Origin of the sequence: Kribbella sp. NPDC051936, from assembly GCF_040680955.1 — a bacterium.
Taxonomy (GTDB): domain Bacteria; phylum Actinomycetota; class Actinomycetes; order Propionibacteriales; family Kribbellaceae; genus Kribbella.
Map to the genome: position 1 here is coordinate 355,972 of NZ_JBFAXS010000004.1, position 20,602 is coordinate 376,573.

Annotated in this window: 11 protein-coding genes and 1 pseudogene; 9 read left to right on the top strand and 3 right to left on the bottom strand. The window is 68.6% G+C overall.

Annotation, left to right across the window (positions count from 1 at the left end):
* Positions 1-39 precede the first annotated feature (39 nt).
* The 3 genes and pseudogenes from AB0L64_RS15660 to AB0L64_RS15670 all read left to right on the top strand — a co-directional run.
* Positions 40-1,407: pseudogene (locus tag AB0L64_RS15660) on the top strand (extracellular solute-binding protein); the annotation flags it as partial.
* A complete protein-coding gene (locus AB0L64_RS15665; protein WP_359929710.1) occupies positions 1,404-2,342 on the top strand; it encodes a carbohydrate ABC transporter permease in 939 nt (312 codons plus the stop codon). The pseudogene AB0L64_RS15660 and the gene AB0L64_RS15665, both read left to right, overlap by 4 nt.
* A gap of 4 nt (positions 2,343-2,346) precedes the next feature.
* Positions 2,347-3,330 (top strand): ABC transporter permease subunit, encoded by a 984-nt coding sequence (locus AB0L64_RS15670; RefSeq protein ID WP_363710804.1) that lies wholly within the window; start codon positions 2,347-2,349, stop codon positions 3,328-3,330.
* On the opposite strand, the gene AB0L64_RS15675 is transcribed toward AB0L64_RS15670, so the two are convergent.
* Positions 3,316-4,587 (bottom strand): polysaccharide biosynthesis protein, encoded by a 1,272-nt coding sequence (locus AB0L64_RS15675; RefSeq protein ID WP_363710805.1) that lies wholly within the window; start codon positions 4,585-4,587, stop codon positions 3,316-3,318. The genes AB0L64_RS15670 and AB0L64_RS15675 overlap by 15 nt on opposite strands.
* A 261-nt stretch (positions 4,588-4,848) precedes the next feature.
* Here AB0L64_RS15675 and AB0L64_RS15680 point away from each other — a divergent pair, with 261 nt between their 5' ends.
* The 3 genes from AB0L64_RS15680 (at position 4,849) to AB0L64_RS15690 (ending at position 15,388) form a co-directional block, all read left to right on the top strand.
* Positions 4,849-9,225, top strand: a complete 4,377-nt coding sequence (locus AB0L64_RS15680; protein WP_363710806.1) for a fibronectin type III domain-containing protein — start codon at positions 4,849-4,851, stop codon at positions 9,223-9,225.
* Positions 9,222-12,620 (top strand): GH92 family glycosyl hydrolase, encoded by a 3,399-nt coding sequence (locus AB0L64_RS15685; protein WP_363710807.1) that lies wholly within the window; start codon positions 9,222-9,224, stop codon positions 12,618-12,620. The genes AB0L64_RS15680 and AB0L64_RS15685 overlap by 4 nt, the downstream gene beginning before the upstream one ends.
* A gap of 77 nt (positions 12,621-12,697) precedes the next feature.
* Complete coding sequence (locus AB0L64_RS15690; RefSeq protein ID WP_363710808.1) at positions 12,698-15,388, top strand: alpha-(1->3)-arabinofuranosyltransferase family protein; 2,691 nt, start codon at positions 12,698-12,700, stop codon at positions 15,386-15,388.
* Here the strand turns inward: AB0L64_RS15690 and AB0L64_RS15695 are convergent.
* Positions 15,286-16,332 carry an acyltransferase gene (locus AB0L64_RS15695; RefSeq protein WP_363710809.1) on the bottom strand — a complete coding sequence of 349 codons (1,047 nt, stop codon included), beginning with the start codon at positions 16,330-16,332 and terminating at the stop codon, positions 15,286-15,288. The genes AB0L64_RS15690 and AB0L64_RS15695 overlap by 103 nt on opposite strands.
* Entirely contained in the window at positions 16,329-17,129 is an 801-nt protein-coding gene (locus AB0L64_RS15700; protein WP_359929697.1) for a class I SAM-dependent methyltransferase, read from the bottom strand. Before AB0L64_RS15700 ends, AB0L64_RS15695 begins: the two co-directional genes overlap by 4 nt.
* A gap of 24 nt (positions 17,130-17,153) precedes the next feature.
* Here AB0L64_RS15700 and AB0L64_RS15705 point away from each other — a divergent pair, with 24 nt between their 5' ends.
* The 3 genes from AB0L64_RS15705 (at position 17,154) to coaE (ending at position 20,483) form a co-directional block, all read left to right on the top strand.
* On the top strand, positions 17,154-18,026 hold the full coding sequence (locus AB0L64_RS15705; protein WP_363710810.1) for a phosphotransferase: 873 nt from the start codon (positions 17,154-17,156) through the stop codon (positions 18,024-18,026).
* Between the two features lie 249 nt (positions 18,027-18,275).
* Complete coding sequence (gene rpsA / locus AB0L64_RS15710; RefSeq protein WP_363710811.1) at positions 18,276-19,754, top strand: 30S ribosomal protein S1; 1,479 nt, start codon at positions 18,276-18,278, stop codon at positions 19,752-19,754.
* Positions 19,755-19,865: 111 nt separating this feature from the next.
* A complete protein-coding gene (gene coaE, locus AB0L64_RS15715) occupies positions 19,866-20,483 on the top strand; it encodes a dephospho-CoA kinase (RefSeq protein ID WP_363710812.1) in 618 nt (205 codons plus the stop codon).
* Positions 20,484-20,602 lie beyond the last annotated feature (119 nt).

Genomic DNA, 20,602 nt, shown 5'->3' on the forward strand with positions numbered 1-20,602 from the left:
TCCACATCGAGTGGAACCAGATCGGGCGGTACCGACGACGACATCATGACCAAGGTGAACGCGATGATCGCCGCCGGCGACATCCCGGACGCCTTCATGGGGATCCACTTCACCCGGTCGCAGCTTTTCCTGTACGGCCAGCAGGGCCTGTTCACCGACGTCGACCAGTACATCGGCTCGTACGCGCTGAACCTGCAGCAGGCGATGAAGGACTACCCGGACGCCCGCAAGCTGGTCCAGGCGCCGGACAAGAAGATCTACTCGTTCCCGAACGTCAACGACTGCTACCACTGCCGGGCGAGCAACGGGCGCACGTTCCTGAACACCGACTGGATCGAGCAGGTCGGGCTGGACGTGCCGGAGACCACCGACGAGTTCGTCGAGCTGCTGCGCGCGTTCAAGAAGGCCGACCTCGGCGGCAACGGCCGGACGATCCCGTTCTGCGGCTACAAGGACGCGCCGCTCGACACGTTCTTCATGAACTCGTTCCTCTACAACCCCGGCGATCCGTGGCTGGTGGTGAACGACGGCAAGGTCGACGTGACCTTCACCAAGGACGAGTGGCGCGAGGGCCTGAAGTTCATCCACGGGATGTACGCCGAGGGCCTGATCAACAAGGACGTGTTCACGGCCGACCAGGACCAGATGGACCGCTACGGCAACGCGCCGGGCAAGCCGATCATCGGCGGTGCCCGCTCGTACTACTGGGGCGGCTTCCTGGACATCGACCAGAAGGACCCGAACGCCCGCTGGCGCAAGTACCTCGCGGTCCCGCCGCTGAAGGGGCCGAACGGCGTCCGGTACGCCGCCTGGAACTACCTCGGCGTCGGCGTCGAGGTGGCGAAGCTGGTGATCACCAAGAAGTGCGCGAAGCCGGAGCTGCTGGTCCAGTGGGCCGACGCGCAGATGGAGCTGGAGGCGATCCTGCGCGGGTACGGCGGCCCGAAGTTCGAGTGGGCCAAGAAGGGTGAGCTCGGGATCAACGGCAAGCAGGCGGTGTACGGCTTCTCGGCGACCTGGAACACCGAGAAGAACATCAGCTGGAGCCAGGACAACACGATGTACCGCTCGCAGGACTTCCGGCTCGCCGAGCGGGTGAACCCGAAGGACCTGACCTTCGAGAAGCCGCTGTACCAGCAGACCGTGGACAACTACTTCCCCTATAAGCAGCCGCAGGAGATGCAGTTCCCACCGGTCACGCTGGACCAGGACCAGGCCGCGCAGGAAGCGGAGCTGAAGACGAACCTGAAGAGCGAGGTCAGCCTGTCGTTCTCGAAGTTCGTCACCGGGCAGCTGGACCCGAACGACGACGGCGCCTGGAACGACTTCAAGGACCGGGTCGAGAAGATCGGCGTGAAACCGTACCTGGACCTGCAGCAGGCCGCCTACGAGACCTACAACGGATGAGTGCCGCCGGGACCCTGCCGCCGGACGAGCGGCGGCTGGGCGGAGGCGCGCCGATCCAGGACACCCGCGGCGACAAGATCGCCCTGGCCTGTATCTACACGGCCCTCGGCCTGTTCTGCCTCGCGATCCTGTACCCGATCGTCTACGTGTTCAGCGCCTCGGTCAGCAACACCAAGAAGGTGTCGGCCGGCGAGGTGTGGCTGTGGCCGGTCGGCTTCACGCTCGACGCGTACAAGGCGATCTTCGACTACGACGCGATCGTCAGCAGCTTCGGCAACTCCGTGTTCTACGCGGTCGCCGGCTCCTGTGTCGCCACGGTCCTCACGCTGCTCGCGGCGTACCCCCTGTCCCGCAAGGGTTTGCCGGGCAAGGGGCTGATCATGGCGGCGTTCGTGTTCACGATGATGTTCAGCGGCGGGCTGATCCCGACGTACCTGGTCGTGGATCAGCTCGGCCTGCTGAACACCCGCTGGGCGATGATCCTGCCGACCGCGATGGCGGTCTGGAACGTGATCATCACCCGGACCTACTTCATGGTGACGATCCCCGAGGAGCTGGTCGAGGCCGGGCGGGTGGACGGCTGCAGCGACTTCGGGTTCTTCTGGCGGATCGTGCTGCCGCTGAGCAAACCGATCATCGCGGTGAACCTGCTCTTCTACGCCGTCGGCCAGTGGAACACGTTCTTCAACGCGCTGATCTACCTGACCAACGAGCACCTGTTCCCGCTGCAGGTGGTGCTGCGGCAGATCCTCATCCAGAGCAAGGTCGACCCGTCGCAGATGCCCGACACGAGCAAGCTCGCGCAGCTGAAGGAACTCCAGCAGCAGCTCAAGTACTCGCTGATCGTGATCGGGATGATCCCGCCGTTGCTGGTCTATCCGTTCGTGCAGAAGCACTTCGTCAAGGGGGCCATGGTCGGCTCGCTGAAGGGATGAGCACATGACGACCTCGACACAGGCCCGTCCGACGGTCCGTGACGCCGCCCACAAGCGGACCCGTTCGGCGAAGTCCTCCGTCGGACTCGGACTCCGGATGCGGCGGCACTGGCAGCTGTACGTGATGCTCGCGCTGCCTCTGATCTGGCTGGCGATCTTCGCCTACTGGCCGATGTACGGCGTGATCATCGCCTTCAAGGACTACAACGTCGTGTCCGGGATCCTCGGCAGCCCGTGGGTGGGACTCAAGCACTTCGACCGGTTCGTGGAGTCGTACCAGTTCTGGCGGCTGATCCGGAACACGGTGTTCCTGCACGTGTACGAGCTGGTCGCGACGTTCCCGTTGCCGATCGTCCTGGCGCTGTGCCTGAACACGGTTCGCAAGAAGTGGTTCAGCCGGTCGGCGCAGCTGATCACCTACGCGCCGCACTTCATCTCGACCGTGGTCGTGGTGGGTCTCATCGTCGTGCTGACGAACCCGAGCACCGGCGTGGCGAACAGGATCATCGGTCTGTTCGGACTCGGCCCGGTCGACTTCCTCGGTGACGCCGGGCTGTTCCGGCATCTCTACGTCTGGTCGGGCGCCTGGCAGACCATGGGGTTCGCGGCGATCATCTACCTGGCCGCGTTGACCAGTGTGCCGCCGGAGCTGCACGAGGCGGCGATCGTGGACGGCGCGTCGCGGTTGCGGCGGATGTGGCACATCGACCTGCCCGCGATCGTGCCGGTGGCGGTGATCCTGCTGATCCTGAACATCGGCTCGATCCTGTCCGTCGGGTTCGAGAAGGTCCTGCTGATGCAGAACAACCTGAACCTCGACACCGCCGAGGTGATCGACACCTACGTGTACAAGATCGGCCTGGCGTCCGCGGTTCCGCAGTTCAGCTACGCGACCGCGATCGGCCTGTTCCGCTCGGTGATCGGGCTGGTGCTGCTCGTCGTGGCGAACACGTTCGCCCGGCGGTTCGCGAAGTCAAGCCTGTGGTGAGTCGGCGGCCTGGCGGTGGAGACCCGCGGCCAGGACCGCCGACAGCAGCAGCGCGCAGGTGCTGGTCATCGCGACCAGCACCTTCACGCCGTTGAGACCGGTGGCGATGCCGGTGCCGAGCACGATGCCGGCGGCCGCGGCGAGCACGACCAGGCCGATCCAGATGCCCAGCGCGGCGCGCTTCTCCTGCTGCGCGATCGCGGCGTACACGACCAGCTGCAGTACGGCGTACGCGGAACCGGAGACCGCGAACAGCCAGGTGTACGGACCGAGCGGCGCGTACTTGTCCGCGCCGCCGATGACCGCGACGACGAGATCGGGCAGGATCAGCGTGCCGATGACCGTGCACACACCGAGCCCCGCGACGGCCGCGATCGCCTTGCGCAGCCGCTGGGTGTCACCCGGGGACTGTGCGAGTGTCGGGAACACCAGCACGATCACGAACTGCGGCAGGAACAGGCAGGCCTTCGCGATGATCACGCCGGCCGCGTAGTAGCCGCTGTCCGTGCCGTCGAGCAGGGCGCGGGCGAACAGCACGTCGGCGTTGGCGATGACGAAGAACGCGAGCAGCGTGTGGGTGCCGAACGCCGCTTCCCGCAGCACGGTCTTGATCTGCTCCTTGGTCGCACCCGTCGATCCGCGGAGCACCCAGCGGCCGACGATGATCGGTACGGCGGCGCCGAGCGCGAGACCGATCATCGCCGCGTCGAGCGTCGGCCGTACCAGCAGTGCGCCGCCGCCCAGGACGAGGCGGCCGACACCGGTCAAGGTGTAGATGACGGCCAGCTCGGTCCAGCGTTTGCTGCCCTGGAGGACGCCGAGTTGGGCCCCCATCACCGTCAAGCAGCCGAGGGTCGGGGCCAGCAGCACGATCGAGACCACCGAGTCGATGTGCAGCAGCCACATGAACACGGGCGTGAGCGCGAGACAGACCGCGGTCAGTACGAGCGCCGCGCGGTTGCCTGCCTTCAACATCGTGTCGGACAAGGCTCCGGCGCCCGCACCGGAGTGCGTGGCGAGCTGCCGGGCTCCGGCCGCCTGCAGGCCGAGCGAGGCGACGTTGCCGATCAGCAGCAGCCCCAGCAGGGCCGTGAGGGCGCCGAACTGCTCCGGGGCGAGCCGGTGGGTGCCGATCAGCGTGAAGCCGTAGGCGGCCACGTTCATGATCGCCATGGCCACGGCGACCACAGTGGCCCGCCGCAGGAAGGCCAGGCGCTTGGCCTTCGGTGCACTGGCCGGTGTGGTGCCAGACGTCATTCGCGCTGCCTCGGATCGGTGTGTGACGGTGCTCGACCTCACCGTACGGCGTGTCCGGCCCGCCGTCACAACAGACCCAACCCTGCACCTGCACGGGCCTTTGTCAAGCGCTCGTGATTGCAGCTAGTGACGCTTGTGGGCGATATCTGCGATCAGTCACGATTCTTTGAAACTCAATGGGGCGGGGGCCTGACTGTGCGTTAGAGGGGTGGGGGCATGTCGGTGCGTCTGCTGGTCTCTCGTCGTAAGGATCGTCGGCCTGTGCGACACCGGGCACCGATCGCACTCGCCGCACTGTGCGCCCTGGTTCTCGGACTGGCTGTCGTGCCGCCGTCCGGTGCGAGCGCCGCGACTCCGGTCGGGGTTCTGACGGCCGCGCAGCTGAACGACGCCTTCAAGCAGTACGGCGACACTTCGGGGGAGTGGAGCGGCGGCGACGGAACCGCGTCCGTTCCCTTGTCCGACGGGCGGGTGGCGTGGCTGTTCTCCGACACCTACATCGGCACGGTGAACGCCGACGGCAGCCGCCCGGCGAACACGCCGCTGATCAACAACTCGATCGTCGTCCAGACCGGTGAAGGCCTCCAGGACACGGTCTTCGGCGGTACGGCGGCCAATCCGGTCGCTGTGATGCCGCAGACCGCGGACGGGAAGTTCTTCTGGGTCGGCGACGGCCTCTCCGCCGGTGGCAAGCTGCGAGTCTTCTACAGCCGGTACGGCCGCTCCGGTCAGGGTGCCCTGGACGTCAAGCTCGAGGGCACCAGTGTGGCGACGTTCGACCAGACCGGTTTCGTGCGCGAGTCGGTGGTCGAGCTACCGGTCGGCGACAAGATCGCGTGGGGCGTCGAAGTCGTCGAGGACGGTCCGGTGACCTACGTCTACGGATCAGAGTACGTCGACGAGACGGGCCTGCGGTTCGCCCACCTGGCCCGTACCAACGCGGACCTGTCCGCTCCGCTGGAGTATTGGAACGGATCGGCGTGGGTCTCCGACGAAGCTTCCTCGGCGCGGATCCTGAGCGGTGTCGGGACGACCTTCGGTGTGCAGCGCGCCGACTCCGGGTGGGTGCTGGTCACGCAACAGGGCAACGGCATCTTCCATCCGGACATGGTGGCCTACAGCGCGCCGTCGCCGACCGGGCCGTTCGCCGATCCGGTGGTCCTGTACCAGGCGCCGGAAGGTGCCGACGGCACCGGCAAGATCGTGTACGACGCACACGTCCATCCGCAGTCCGCGGCCGGCGGAAAGTTGCTCTGGTCCTACAACGTCAACAGTCTCGACGGCGGCGCGAACACGGCGGATGCCCACATCTACCGGCCGCGGTTCGTGGAGACCGCGTGGCCGCTGCCGGCTCCGGACCCGGCGGCGGTGCCGGGCCAGGTCACCGGGTTGACCACCTCGCAGGCCGAGGACGGCCGGGTGTCCCTGTCGTGGCAGCCGGTCGGAGGCGCGACGAAGTACTGGCTCTATCAGCGCAATGTGACCGACGGGCAGACCCACTTCGCCCGGGACTCGGTAGCTGTGACCTCACCCTCGGCGTCGGCGTCGCTGGTTCGGGACGGGAAGACGTACGAGTTCAGGGTCACGGCTGCGAACGATGCCGGTGAGGGACAGGCATCGGCCACGGCAAGCCTGACGGTCCATGTCGTTCCGCCTGCGGCGCCAGCCGGCGTGACCGCTGTCCCGAGCGGGACGACCGGTGGCATCCGGGTGTCGTGGGAGGCCGTCCAAGGCGCATGGAACTACGAGGTCTACTACCGCGACACGACCGAGGGCGACGGCAGCTTCAAGTCCGCGACGATGGTCGGCGCCGACGTCCACGAGTTCTCCGTGACCGACCTGAACGTCGACCACCCGCACGAGTTCTACGTGACGGCGAGAGGCGGCGGTGGCGAGTCTGCGCGGTCGACTGTGGTCACGGCGACCCCGGTCGGCGTACCGCCACAGGCACCGGCGGCCCTGACCGCGACCGCGAAGACCGACGGGACGATCACGCTCGACTGGACCGCGTCGACGACACCCGGTGTCTGGTACTGGGTCTACCAGCGCGATGTCACCGCCGAGGAGTCGGAGTTCGTCCAGCTGCCACTGCCGATCTCGCAGGGCACCTCGATGGAGGCCGGGTTCCTCGCGGACGGACATGTCTACGAGTTCGCCGTCACTGCCTACGACAACGGCGGCGAGTCGCCGCGTACCGCGGTGGCGACCGCCACCTCCGACTATCCGGAGCTGCCGCCGCCCACCGGGCTGGTCGCGACCGCCGGCAACGGTGAGGTGGCGCTCAAGTGGACGTCGCTCGGCGCGGACATCTGGTACTGGGTCTACCAGCGCGACGTCACCGACGGGGAGACAGAGTTCACGAAGCTCCCGTTGCCGATCTCGTCCGGTTCGTCGATGACCGCGGGCTACTTGACCAACGGCCACGTCTACGAGTTCAAGGTGTCGTCTCTCGGGCCCGGCGGTGAAGGCCCGTCGTCGGCGGCGGTATCGGCGACCCCGAAGTATCCGCCGCCCGCGGCGGTGACCGGCCTGTCCGCGGCCGCCCAGACCGACGGCAGTATCAAGGTCAGCTGGACCGACCGCGCCGACACCTACTTCTGGGTCTACCAGCGGGACGTGACCGCCGGCGGAGCGTTCGTCAAACTGCAGTACCCGACGCAGGGTTCCAGCTTCAGCGCGACCCAGCTGACGAACGGGCACGTCTACGAGTTCAAGGTGCAGCCGAACGCGTACGGTCTGGACGGCCCGATCAGCGCCGCCGTGTCGGCGAAGTCGACGTACGCCCCGCCGCCGGCGCCGACCGGTCTGGTCGCACGGGCGATGGGTAACGCCACCATCCGGCTCGACTGGAACGGAGCGGCCGGAGTCACGTTCTGGGTGTACCAGCGCGACGTCACGGCCGGGGAGGCGACCTTCACCAAGCTCGGTCTGCCGAGTCTGGACAAGACGGCGGAGCTGGGGCTGATGAAGTCCGGGCACAAGTACGAGTTCAAGATCGCGGCCCAGAACCAAGGCGGCACCAGCCCCTTCTCGAACGTGGCCTCAGCAACCTCGTACGGCGGTCTGCCGGCGGCCCCGACGAACCTGTCGGCGGTGGCGCAGGACGGCAAGGTGAAGTTGGCCTGGAGCGCGAGCGCGACGGCGGGCGTGCAGTACATCGTCTACCAGCGCGACGTGACGTCCGGTGACCCGTGGGACCGCTTGCCGTTGCCGATCACCACAACCTCGATGACGGCCGGCTATCTGGTCAACGGTCACACCTACGCGTTCCGCGTCACCGCACAGAACGGGATCGGTGAGAGCGGTGGGACGAACACCGTGCAGGCCCGGCCGATGCCGCCGCTGCCGACAGCTCCGGCCAGCCTGACGGCGACCGCGGGCAACGGCACGGCGTTCCTCGACTGGTCCGCGAGCACTCCGTCGGACGTCTTCTACTTCGTCGAGATGCGTCCCGCGGGCGGCAACTGGAGCCGGATGCCGTATCCGGTCAGTGGCACCTCGCTCCAGGTGAGCTGGCTGCGCAACACGGTGCGGTACGAGTTCCGCGTCTACGCCAACAACATGACCGGAAACTCGGCGATGTCGCCGGTGGCCAGTGCGCGCCCGATGCCGCCGTTCCCGACCGCTCCCGCCTCGCTGGTCGCAACGGCAGGCGACCGGACGGTCAAGCTCGACTGGTCGGCGAGCAGCGTGTCGGGCGTGTACTACTGGCTCGAGTACCGGCTGTCCGGACAGCAGTGGACCCGTGCCGGGTGGCCGATCGTCGGCCAGACGTGGATCAACTACGGGCCGCTGATCAACAACAAGCGCTACGAGTTCCGGATCAGGGCGGCGAACGAGTCCGGGGTCTCGGCTCCGTCGCCGGTCGCGGCGGTGACTCCGATCCCGCCCGTCCCGGTGGCACCGACGATCTCCTGGGTGACGGAGTACAACGGCTACTTCGAGCTGTTCTGGAACGACTCGACGGTCGAACCGATCGGCTGGCAGGTCCGGTTCCGGAACCGGTTGACGGGTGAGATCACCACCCGGTCCGCCATCCTTCAGAAGTCGATGATGTACTCCGCACCGGTCGAGGAGTACGAGCTCCTGGTCCGGAGCCGGAACTCGCGCGGCTGGGGACCGTGGTCGGCGCCGAAGCTGGCCGTGGCGAAGACCAAATGGTGGCCCGCGAGCTTCTTCATGCCCCGGCCGGGCAACTCGAAGGTCAACCAGCTCGCCGCGGACCTCACCAGCGGCAGGTACTGCAAGGCGTCCGAGCTGCAGATCGTGTGCTTCGACACCGATCTGACCAATCACCAGCAACGGCCCATGACCTTGGGCGACTACCTCGGGTATCCCAACAGCGAGAGCATGTGGGATTACCAGCTGTGGTGTGACGCGCGGGACGCCGCGGGGCTGGCCCAGCTCAGAGGCTCGGCGGCCGGTATTCGCTACGGCCCGCACCTGCCACAGCACGAAGCCGCCCACTCCGCGCAGTGGGCCGAGTGGGGATGGGAGTTCGCGGGCATGTATCTCGGCGCGGAGCTGCTCGCGAGGAGGTACGGCGGGCCGAACAAGTTCGAGGTCGATGCGAATCTCTGGTGGGGTGGGTACGTCGTCGACCCGGAACTCCCGAACAACTGCGGCCGGCGCCGATGACCAGGACGCGTGGATGGCTGCGGCTGGTGGTCGCGGCAGCGGTGATCCTGGCCGGTGTGGGCTCGATGCCGGACGGGTACGCCGCGCCCGCCAGGGCCGCGACGCTGGTGACGGATCCGGCCTCGCTGGTCAATCCGATGATCGGGACCAAACAGTTGGCGGGACAGGAGGGCAACGCCGGAAACACGTTCCCGGGGCCGGCCATGCCGTTCGGCATGGTGCAGTGGGGCCCGGACACCTCGCCGCGCTGGCCGGGCGGTGACTACGACTACGGGGCGACGGCCCTGGCCGGCTTCGGGATGACACGCATGAGCGGTGCGGGCTGCGGTGCGTACGGCGATCTGCCGTTTCTGCCGGTCACCGGTACGGTGCCCGCCGACAAGAACAACGCGACGGTCGGGTTCACGCATGCAACGGAAACCGCGCGAACCGGCTTCTACGGCCTGACGCTGGCCAACAACGTCCGCGTCGAACTGACGACCGGCCTGCGGGCGGGCCTCGGCAAGTTCGTGTTCCCGGCGGGAACGGCGTCCACCCTGCTGATCAAGGCCGCCGGAGGTGCCGCGGCATCCGAAGCGGGCATCTCCGCGGTCAGCACCACCGAGGTGACGGGCTGGACGGGTGCCGGGGCGTTCTGTGCCCGGGGCAACCATTACCGGCTCTACTACGCGGTGAAGTTCGACAAGGCGTTCACGGCCTCGTCCAAGTGGACCGGGCAGTGGCCGTGGGTCACCGGCGACGGCGGGATCGCGCTCACCTTCCCGGCCGGCTCGGTGGTGAAGGCGAAGGTCGGCATCTCGTTCGTCGGTGTCGCGAACGCCCAGGCCAACCGGGACACCCTGGCCAGTTGGGATCTCGCGGTGGTCGAGCAAGCCGCCAAGTCGGCGTGGAACGGGTTGCTCACCGGCGTACAGATCGGCGGGGGCACGCTCGACGCCCAGAAGACCTTCTACACCGCGCTGTACCACTCCTTGCTGCATCCGAACGTGTTCAGCGACGCCAACGGCCAGTACATCGGCTTCGACAAAGTCGTCCGGACGGTTCCGGCCGGTCAGTCGGCGGTGTACGCCAACTTCTCGGGCTGGGACACCTACCGGTCGCAGATCCAGTTGAGCGCGTTGGTCGCACCGGCCCAGACCTCGGACATGGTCCGGTCCTTGCTGCTCGCCTACGACCAGTCGGGAAGATTGCCGAAGTGGCCGGTCGCCAACGGCGAGACGTACATGATGGTCGGCGATCCGGCGCTGCCGATCATCGCGTCGGCGTACGCGTTCGGCGCGCGCAACTTCGACGCGGCCAAGGCCCTGACGGCGATGGCCGACCAGGCCAGCGGGCGTTCTGACATCCGGCCGGGCAACGGTTACCTCGATACGCACGGCTACCTGCCGACGGACGGCGGCTACGACTGCTGCGAGCACACCGGGACGGTGTCGACCTCGCTGGAGTACAACATCGCCGACTTCGCGCTGGCGGCGTTCGCGGGCGCCCGCGGCGACACCGCGACCCAGGCGAGGTTCCTCGAGCGGGCACAAGGCTGGCAGTACCTGCTGAACCCGCAGAGCGGCTTCGTCCAGCCGCGACGCTCGAGCGGCGTCTGGAAGGAGAACTTCGACCCCACCGACTTCTCGTACGGCGACTGGGCCGAAGGCAACTCCTGGAAGTACACGCCGATGGTTCCGTTCAACGCGGCCGGGCTGGTCGCCGCGAAGGGCGGACCGGCCGCGATGGGCGACTACCTCGACACACACCTCCAGCAGGTGAACGAGATCGCCGGCCCGCACGCCTGGATGGGGAACGAGCCCAGCTTCGGAACGCCGTGGCTCTACAACTACATCGGCCAGCCGTACAAGACACAGCAGGTCGTGCGCCGGATCCAGACCGAGCTGTTCGGCAACCGGCCGGACGGGCTGGCGGGCAACGACGACCTGGGCTCGTTGTCGTCCTGGTACGTGTGGTCCGCGCTGGGCTTCTACCCCGCGGTGCCGGGAACCGCTGACCTGGTGCTCGGCAGCCCGGTGTTCCCGGAGGCCGTCGTTCGTCTCCAGGGCGGCAAGACGCTCACCGTGAGCGCACCTGCCGCGGCGGCCGGATCACCGTACGTCCAGAGCATGACCGTGAACGGCGGGGACTGGAACAAGTCCTTCCTTCCGCCGAGCCTGCTGACGTCGGGCGGCTCGGTCGGCATGGTGCTCGGGGCTGCCGCGAACACCGCGTGGGGGTCGGCGGTGGACGCGGCGCCGCCGTCGTACTCAGCCGATGCCGTGGCAGCCGCCAACAGCAACGGCACGAGCCACGACGCACTCCCCGGCGAGGCGAACTACGACGGGATCGGCTCCGGGTACTCCGTCGAGGCTCTGCAGGCCGCGGGCGTCGTACCGGGCAGCAAACTGGTTGCCGACGGCGTCGACTACACGTGGCCGAACGTCCGGGCCGGTCGTCCGGACAACGTGGCCGCCGCAGGCCAGCAGGTCACGGTCGCGAGCCCGCCGGGAGCGGACCGGATCGGGTTCCTCGGCAGCAGCGAGGGCGGCTTCGACAGCGTCACGGGAACGGCGACCGTCAACTTCGCCGACGGTACGCAGCAGCAGGTCCAGTTGGGGTTCAGCGACTGGACACTCGCGGGCGGAGCCGTGGGCAAGCGGGACGACAACGTCGTGGCTGCCCAGATGCCTTACCGCAACAACTACTGGGCGGGCGGGCCGGAGCAGGTCCAGACCTATCTGTTCTCGGCGTCGTTCGCGGTGGATCCGGCCAAGACAGTCGTCGGCGTCATACTGCCGGTCACCACCGGTTCGGGGCGGCTGCACATCTTCGACATCGGCTTCTCCGGGCACCGGGCGAACGCCGGCGTGAGCGACGACAACCAGATCGGTACGGCGGACTTCGACAACGGTGCCGCAAGCTACTCGCGGCAGGCACTGGCCGCGGCGGGACTGACTGCGGGAGCGCAGGTCCTGCACGGCGGCGTCACGTACCGGTGGCCGTCGACGGCGGCAGGCGAACGAGACAACTTCGTCGCTCAGGGACAGCCGATCAAGGTGACCGCGGCGCCGGGCGCCACGAAGCTCGGCGTCCTGGGAGCCGCCGAGGGCTGGCCGACCGGTGTGTCCGGCGCGGCGACCATCAGCTACAGCGACGGGACCAGGCAGCCGGTCACGCTCGGATTCACCGACTGGACCCGCGGCGGCGGCGCACAGGCCATCGGTCACGGGAACACGGTGGTGGCCCAGATGCCGTACCGCAACTGGACCCCGGTCGGCCGCGAGCAGATTGTGACTTATGTCTACGCGACGACCTGGGCGTTGCTGCCGGGAAAGACCCCGACAGGGATCGAGCTTCCGCCTCCGAGCGGCGGGTTCGGGCGCATCCACGTCTTCGCCGTCGGAACCGGTTGATCCGCGCCTCGGACCGAAGCATCACCGAGAGGTAACGATGTCGGTTCGAGGCCGCAGGATCCGTTAATGTCCCGCCGGTGAGGAGGCTGAGAGCGGGTAGTTCGGAGCAGGTCGTCTGGCGGGCACGGCTCGCCCTCGGATGCCTGGGTCTGATCGCTCTGTGCTTCCAGCATGCTCCCGGCCAGATCGTTCCGGATCGCAGGCTGGAGCTGACCGCCGGGCCTGGCGGGTTCCTGTCGCGGGCGCTGCACCTGTGGGATCCGCACAGTGCGTTCGGTCAGCTGCAGACCGACACTTACGGCTACCTGTTTCCGATCGGCCCGTTTCACTGGCTGCTGAAGGCGCTGTCGGTACCGGACTGGGTTACCCAGCGCCTGTGGTGGTCGCTGGTCCTGTGCGTTGCCTTCCTCGGCATCTGGAAGCTGTGCAACGTCCTGCAGTACGGCGTGCCGTGGACGCGTCTCGCTGTCGCCCTGCTGTACGCCCTGGCGCCGCGGGCGTTCGGTGAGCTCCCCACCGAGGTGTGGCCGATGGCCATGGCTCCGTGGATACTCCTGCCGCTCGTCTCGCCACGAGTCCGCTCCGGCTGGTGGCGCGCCAGCTGGTCGGCTGTTGCGTTCGCACTGATCGGTGCGGCCAATCCGGTCGCGAGCGCCGCGACCCTCGTCGTACCTGCGATCTGGCTGCTGGTCCGCGTCAGGGTGAAGCTGGCCGCTGTCTGGCTGGGCTTCGTCGTCGCCGTGTCGATCTGGTGGCTGGTCCCGCTGCTGATGCTGCTCCGGTACGGCGCTACCCCGCCAGGACCGCGCTGGCCGCCAGTGGCCGGCGTAGTGGTCGGCGTACCGCTCGCCCTCGCCGTTGCGCACTATCTGCGTCGCCTGACCAACGTGAGCGTGTCGCGGGGCGTCCACCGCCGCGTCGTGCCTGTGCTGGCCACCTGTCTCGCGGTGGCTGCTGCGTTGCCCGTGGTGCTCTCACGACCGGACGGGGCGTTCCCTGCGATCCCGGCACATTGGGAGGACGCGGCCAACTGGCTCGACGAGCAGACCGCGCCGGGCAGCGTCCTTGTCCTGTCCGACTCCAACGAGCCGCTTGCCGCCCTCGTCAAGCGTCCTTTGGCTGCGCTCACGGACGACACGCGGAACCGTATCGACTCCGGTGTCGCCGACCAGGCGCTGCAGCAGGAACTGAGCCGCGACGGCGTCCGCTATGTCGTGGTGCGCAACGACCGGCAGGACGGTACGCCGGCGCTGGCGATCCACGAGAGCCTGGCCGACGCCGGCATCGGACGGGTCGCGTACTTCGGCCCTGCCGGAGAGACCCGCCTGCCGTACCCGAGTGTGGAGATCTACGACGTCGGAGCGACCACGCCGGGGCGGCTGATCCCGCGGTCCCGGCTCGTCGCGGTCGGAGGTACCGCAGACGACGTACCGACCGTCGTGACCGCGCTCGGCGGCGAGGGCGCGGCGGTGCTCAGCGCGGACGCGACAGGCAAGCTGGACGGCCTGCCGCTCATCTCGACCAGCGGTCAGCAGACAGAGCGGCAGCCGAGTGCGATCGTCCTCCGGAACGCGCAGGTCGGGCGGTCGGCCTGTCTCCACGTCGGCTCGCGGGCCGTGTGCAGCCAGGACCAGGCCAAGGACTCAGCCGAGCCGAACGGCCTGACCCGGAGTGTCCAGCTCCCGCAAGCGGCGACGTACCAACTGCGGGGGACAGCCCTGTCGCAGGAGGGTGAGGCGCTCGAGCGTCTGTTCTCGGCGCCGGGCGCGATCACCGCGACGGCCTCGTCCCGGGCGGTGGCGGCACCGGAGGGGCGGCCGGATGCCGCCGTCGACCGCGACCTCGGAACCGGTTGGCTGGCGGCGCCGGACGACCCGGCGCCGAGCCTGACCCTGAAGTTGCCCGCGGCAAGGGAGGTGCGGGGCCTGCGGTTCCGGGCCGACGCGTACCTGGACGGGTCGCGGCCGGCCGACGTCGTCCTGCACTTCGACGGCGGCGCTCCGCTGCCCGCCACGGTCGACGCCGGCGGGTACGTCCGGTTCGCGGCGAGGCACGTGCGGACGCTGAAAATCGACTTCACCGCGACGAAGCCGCTGCAGGACGCCCGGACCAGTCCGGTTGGTGTGACCGAGGTCGAGGTGCTCGGAGCGGACGAGCTGCGGAAGGCGGTCGATCCGCAGCGCCGAGTCCCGGCGTACTGCGGGAACGGGCCGTCGGTCAGCATCGACGGCGTACCGGCGCGGACGCAGATCGCTCCGACCTTGCAGGACCTGCTGCGGCGACGGCCGGTCGCGTTCAGCTTGTGCGGTCAGATGTCGGCCATCCCGCTGCGGTCCGGCCTCCACCACGTGGAGGTGCGCCCGAACGGCGGTGTGGTGCCGATCGAGACCACCCTGGCGAAGGCAGGATTCGGGGACGTGTCCGTGACGCCGGTGCAAGGCGTGGACGTGTGGCGCCCGAACCCGGCCGAGCTGACGGTCGAGGTGCCGGATGCGGACGGGCCGTCCGTGCTGGCGGTCGCGCAGAACTACAACGAGGGCTGGGAGGCGTACGACGGCAGCGGCCAGAAGCTCACGCCGATCCGGATCGGCGGCTGGCAGCAGGCCTGGGTACTGCCGGCTGGGCCGGAGCAGGTCGTCACGGCTCGCTTCATGCCGGACCGGACCTACCGCGCCGGGCTGCTGCTCGGACTGGTCGCCCTGCTCGGGGTCTTGGCCGTCGCGGTCTTCTTCCCGAAGCGCACGACCGGGCGCTCGACCAGGCGGTAGCTCAGAGCCGCCAGCACAACGGAGGCCAGCAGCGTGACCGGCAGTTGTACGGCGAACGGGCCGTCGATCAGCCCCAGTACGACTAACTGGTAGGCCACCACGCCGTATGAGAGCGGTGCGGCGAGCCGCGCCGGCCGACCGCCCAGCACGCGGACCGTTCTTGCTGTGGGTGTCAGGACCGGGAAGAGCACACAGGCGACGACCACGGTGTAGATCAGGTTCTTGACGAGCGCCTGCGCCGGTGTCGGCACAGAGTGGTCGTACGGTCCCGCGAGCGGGGTTGCGGTGATCAACAGGAGCGCAGCGGCGATGCCCCAGAGCGTTGCCGGGACCCTGGTCAGCGTGTCGAGTGTCGACGCGCCGAGCCGACCTGTGGCGCGGGCGACCTGCCACAGCGCCATACCCATGCCGACCGCGAACCAGCCGAGGTACCCGGGCAGCCAGAGGCCCGCTTCGGGGTGACCTGTTGCCATGACGGCAGCCATCCAGACTGGTCCCAGGGCGGTCAGACCGACCAGAACGAGGAGCCGCCAGCGGACACTGCGGCGGGTCGGACGTTCGTACCCGGTCAACAGCCGCCCTAGCCCGGGCAGCAGGAGGTAGAAGGGGAGCGGCGTCAGCACGGCCCAGCGAAGGTAAGTGGACGCCGGGTCCGGGACGAGAGCGATCGACAGCACCACCGCGACCAGCAGCACCGGCAGGATGCGTAGCGCCCGGCCGCGCAGGTACGGCAGAGTCAGCGGCGGCAGGGTGCCGGAGAACCAGGCGAGCACGTGCGGCCGGTAGAGCAGGAATCCGGACAGCGCACAGAAGATCGCCCAGCCGACGTCCAGCCGGGAGACGGCACCGGCAAACGGCGCCTGCGTGTGCAGCCCGACCTGCGACACGACCACCGCGAGCGCGGCGATGACCCGCAGCCCGTCCACTGCCGGGAACCGGGTCATGCGCGCTGTCCCTTGTGAGCGGTCCAGATGGCGGTGCCGGGGACGAGAGGACCGCGTTCGGGTCCCCAGCCGCCCCAGACGAGCTCGTGACCGGCAGGCCATTCCGGTTCGAGCAGGTCGTCGACGACGAAGCCGGCGCCGGTGAGCTCGCGGATCCAGTCGCCGGTGGTGCGGTGGTGCTCGGCGTAGACCGGCGTACCGGCGGCGTCGACCTCGACGTACGGCGTCCGGTCGAAATAGGAGTGGGTGATCCGCAACCCGGCGGCCGACGGATCGTCAGGCATCGTCCAGCGGAACGGGTGCGTCACCGAGAACACCAGCAGACCTCCCGGCTTCAGGACGCGCGCCAGCTCGCGGAACGCCGTACCGGCATGGGCCACGAACGGCAGCGCGCCGAACGCCGAGCAGGCGATGTCGAAGGTCGTGTCACGGTAGGGGAGCGCGACGGCGTCGGCCGCCACCGTGCGGACCGCGGTGCCGGTGCGTACGTCGAGCTGCTGCGCGATCCGGAGCTGCTCGGTCGAGATGTCGAAGGCAACGACGTCGGCGCCCTGCCCGACGAGCCAGCGTGAGCACTGCGCCGCGCCACAGCCGACCTCCAGGACCCGCTTGCCACGGACCGGTCCGAGCAGCTGGGCAGCTTCCTCGTCGACACCCTCCGGGCACCAGACGAACCGGTCGTCCCCGAGGAAGTCACCATGCTCGGCCAGGTACTCCGGGGCCGCCGAGTCCCAGTACGTACGGCTGGCACGTGATGTCTGGGCCTCGGTGAGCTCTTCCCGTACCGGCCTGTTCACGCCGGACACTCTAGTGTCAGATGTATGACTGACTTCGCGGCCAGTGCCGTTCCGTTGACAGGCGGGTACGGCGGGCAGACCTTCGCGGTGAGCGCCGGCGGTGAGGACGCAGTCATCAAGTTCTACGCGAAGGACCCGGAGCGGGCCCCCGTGGACGCCGCGCTGCTCGAGCTGGTGCGCGGGCTGCTGCCGGTGCCGCGGGTGCTCGACCTCAAGCGCGAAGGGTCGTACGAGGACCCACCGTACCTGCTGACCGAGCGGCTGCCCGGCGTCAATCTGCAGGTGTTCCTGGACACCGCGACGGACGACCAGCGCCGCACGGCCGGAACCCAGCTGGGGGAGGTGCTGGCGCGGCTGAGCGGGATGCCGTTCCTGCAGGCCGGGATGTTCCGGGGCGGCGAACTGGCCGTGGAGCCGTTCGGCCTCGGCGACCTCACGGAGTACGTCGGGGGCCTGGACCTGGAGCTGGGCGACGGGTTCGCGGCCGTGATCGACGAGGCCGAGGAGCTGCTCGCCGGCGGCGCCGACCGGGTCTGCCTGGTGCACAGCGACTTCAACCCGAAGAATCTGCTGGTCGACCCGGACACTGCGCGGATCACCGGGCTGATCGACTGGGAGTTCGCCCACGCCGGATCGCCGTACACCGATCTCGGCAATCTGCTCCGCTTCGCCGAGGACCCGGTACTGGCCGCGGCGGTGCTGGAACCGCTGCGGGGAATGGGCCTGGGGGAGCGGCTCGTGGAGCTCGGCCGGGCGGCGGACCTGTGGGCGCTGCTGGACCTCGCGCAGCGGGCCGCCGAGCATGAGATCGCGGCCGCCGCGCACCGCCTGGTCTCCCGGATGGCGGACACCGGCACGCTGGCCGGCGGCCGTTGCGGCCTCGGCGTCGTACATTGAGAGCAATGGCACGTCGGAAGACCTCGGCGGGCGCCCGGTAGGCACCGGGTGCCCCAGGTTGTGCTGTCTTCGTGAAGACCGGTATTCTGTCAGATGCGCTATGGGCCCGCGCGACCTCGGACGGAGCAGGCTCGTGCTCGCAGCAGTCGGTGGTGAATCTGTCGTCGTCAGGCAATCCCGCGGTTTGGTGCGATCCAAAGGACCATGCGCAACCGCACGACACCACCAGTCCACGGAGCAACCCACCACATGACGGCCAGCATCGAGGCTCCCCTCGACCCCGCAGTGCGCAACACCCCGCAGGTAGCGGTCAATGACATCGGGTCGGAGGAAGACTTCCTCGCGGCGATCGATCAGACCATCAAGTACTTCAACGACGGCGACATCGTCGAGGGCACCATCGTCAAGGTCGACCGGGACGAGGTCCTGCTCGACATCGGTTACAAGACCGAAGGCGTGATCCCCTCCCGCGAGCTGTCGATCAAGCACGACGTCGACCCGAACGAGGTCGTCAACGTCGGCGACCACGTCGAGGCCCTGGTTCTCCAGAAGGAGGACAAGGAAGGCCGCCTGATCCTGTCCAAGAAGCGCGCTCAGTACGAGAAGGCGTGGGGCACGATCGAGAAGATCAAGGAAGAGGACGGCGTCGTCACCGGCACCGTCATCGAGGTCGTCAAGGGTGGTCTCATCCTGGACATCGGCCTCCGCGGCTTCCTGCCGGCCTCGCTCGTCGAGATGCGCCGGGTCCGCGACCTCCAGCCGTACGTCGGCCAGGAGATCGAGGCCAAGATCATCGAGCTGGACAAGAACCGCAACAACGTGGTCCTGTCCCGCCGGGCGTGGCTGGAGCAGACGCAGTCCGAGGTGCGGATGAACTTCCTCACCCAGCTGCAGAAGGGCCAGATCCGCAAGGGTGTCGTCTCCTCGATCGTCAACTTCGGTGCGTTCGTGGACCTCGGCGGCGTCGACGGTCTGGTGCACGTCTCGGAGCTGTCCTGGAAGCACATCGACCACCCGACCGAGGTCGTCGAGGTCGGCCAGGAGGTCACCGTCGAGGTGCTGGACGTCGACATGGACCGCGAGCGCGTCTCGCTGTCGCTGAAGGCGACCCAGGAAGACCCGTGGCAGCAGTTCGCCCGGACCCACCAGATGGGCCAGATCGTGCCCGGCAAGGTCACCAAGCTGGTTCCGTTCGGTGCGTTCGTCCGCGTGGAGGAGGGCATCGAGGGTCTGGTGCACATCTCCGAGCTGGCCGAGCGGCACGTCGAGATCCCGGAGCAGGTCGTCCAGGTCAACGACGACGTCATGGTCAAGATCATCGACATCGACCTCGAGCGGCGCCGGATCTCGCTGTCGCTCAAGCAGGCCAACGAGGGTGTCGACCCGGTCTCGGACGACTTCGACCCGACGCTCTACGGCATGACGGCGACGTACGACGACCAGGGCAACTACATCTACCCGGAGGGCTTCGACCCGGAGACGGGCGAGTGGCTCGAGGGCTTCGACAAGCAGCGTGAGGAGTGGGAGCGGCAGTACGCCGAGGCCCACGCGCGCTGGGAGGCCCACAAGAAGCAGATCGAGGAGGCCAAGACGGCCGACGTCGAGGCCGGCGAGGCTTCGTCGTACTCCTCGGCTGCTGCCCCGAAGGACGACGCTCCCGCCGAGGGTGCGCTCGCTTCCGACGAGGCGCTGCAGGCGCTCCGCGAGAAGCTGACCGGCCAGGGCTGATCCTGACCCGGTAGCTGCAGCATCCGAGACCCCGCACCCGACTGGGTGCGGGGGTTTCGCCTGTTCAGCCTCTGTTCAGCCGGCCGGCAGCTGGGTCGGTAGGCTGCGACGGTGCTGAGAGTGGGACTGACGGGCGGAATCGGTGCCGGGAAGAGCGCGGTGTCGTCGCGGCTGGCCGCGCGCGGCGCCGTGGTGATCGACTCCGACGTGCTCGCGCGGGAGGTGGTCGCGCGCGGGACCGACGGACTGGGCGAGGTGGTCGCGGCCTTCGGCCCCGGCGTGCTGACGGCCGACGGTGAGCTGGACCGGCCGGCGCTCGGGAAGATCGTGTTCGGCGACGAGGCCGCCCGGCGCCGGCTGGAGGCGATCATCCACCCCCGGGTCCGGGCGCGGGCCGCGCAGATCGAGGCCGGGGCGGCCGCGGACGCGATCGTGGTGCACGACATCCCGCTGCTGGTCGAGACCGGGCAGGCGGGCGGCTTCGACGTGGTGCTGGTGGTCGACGTACCGGTCGAGGTCCAGGTCGAGCGGCTGACCGCGCAGCGCGGAATGGCTGACGAGGAAGCCGAGCGGCGGATCGCCAGCCAGGCGTCGCGGGAGGACCGGCTCGCGGTCGCCGACGTCGTGGTCGACAACGCGGGCACGCTCGCCGACCTGGAGCGCCGCCTGGACGAGGTGTGGGCCACACTCGAGCGGCGTTCAGGGCACGGTCCGGACACGAAAAGGTGACCCCTGCGCGGTAAATGATGATCCCGGGACCGGCTGTACGAGAATCTGTCCCGGTCCGGCCCGGTCGATCCGGGGCCGGCCACCGACGGCGCGACCCGCGCCGGTCCGGACGTCCGAGG

Bases quoted from the DNA above. Each gene is read 5' to 3' on its own strand.
- AB0L64_RS15685 (WP_363710807.1), top strand. From the start codon at position 9,222: ATGACCAGGACGCGTGGATGGCTGCGGCTGGTGGTCGCGGCAGCGGTG.
- rpsA (WP_363710811.1), top strand. From the start codon at position 18,276: ATGACGGCCAGCATCGAGGCTCCCCTCGACCCCGCAGTGCGCAACACC.
- AB0L64_RS15670 (WP_363710804.1), top strand. From the start codon at position 2,347: ATGACGACCTCGACACAGGCCCGTCCGACGGTCCGTGACGCCGCCCAC.
- AB0L64_RS15705 (WP_363710810.1), top strand. From the start codon at position 17,154: ATGACTGACTTCGCGGCCAGTGCCGTTCCGTTGACAGGCGGGTACGGC.
- AB0L64_RS15695 (WP_363710809.1), bottom strand. From the start codon at position 16,332: ATGACCCGGTTCCCGGCAGTGGACGGGCTGCGGGTCATCGCCGCGCTC.
- AB0L64_RS15665 (WP_359929710.1), top strand. From the start codon at position 1,404: ATGAGTGCCGCCGGGACCCTGCCGCCGGACGAGCGGCGGCTGGGCGGA.
- AB0L64_RS15675 (WP_363710805.1), bottom strand. From the start codon at position 4,587: ATGACGTCTGGCACCACACCGGCCAGTGCACCGAAGGCCAAGCGCCTG.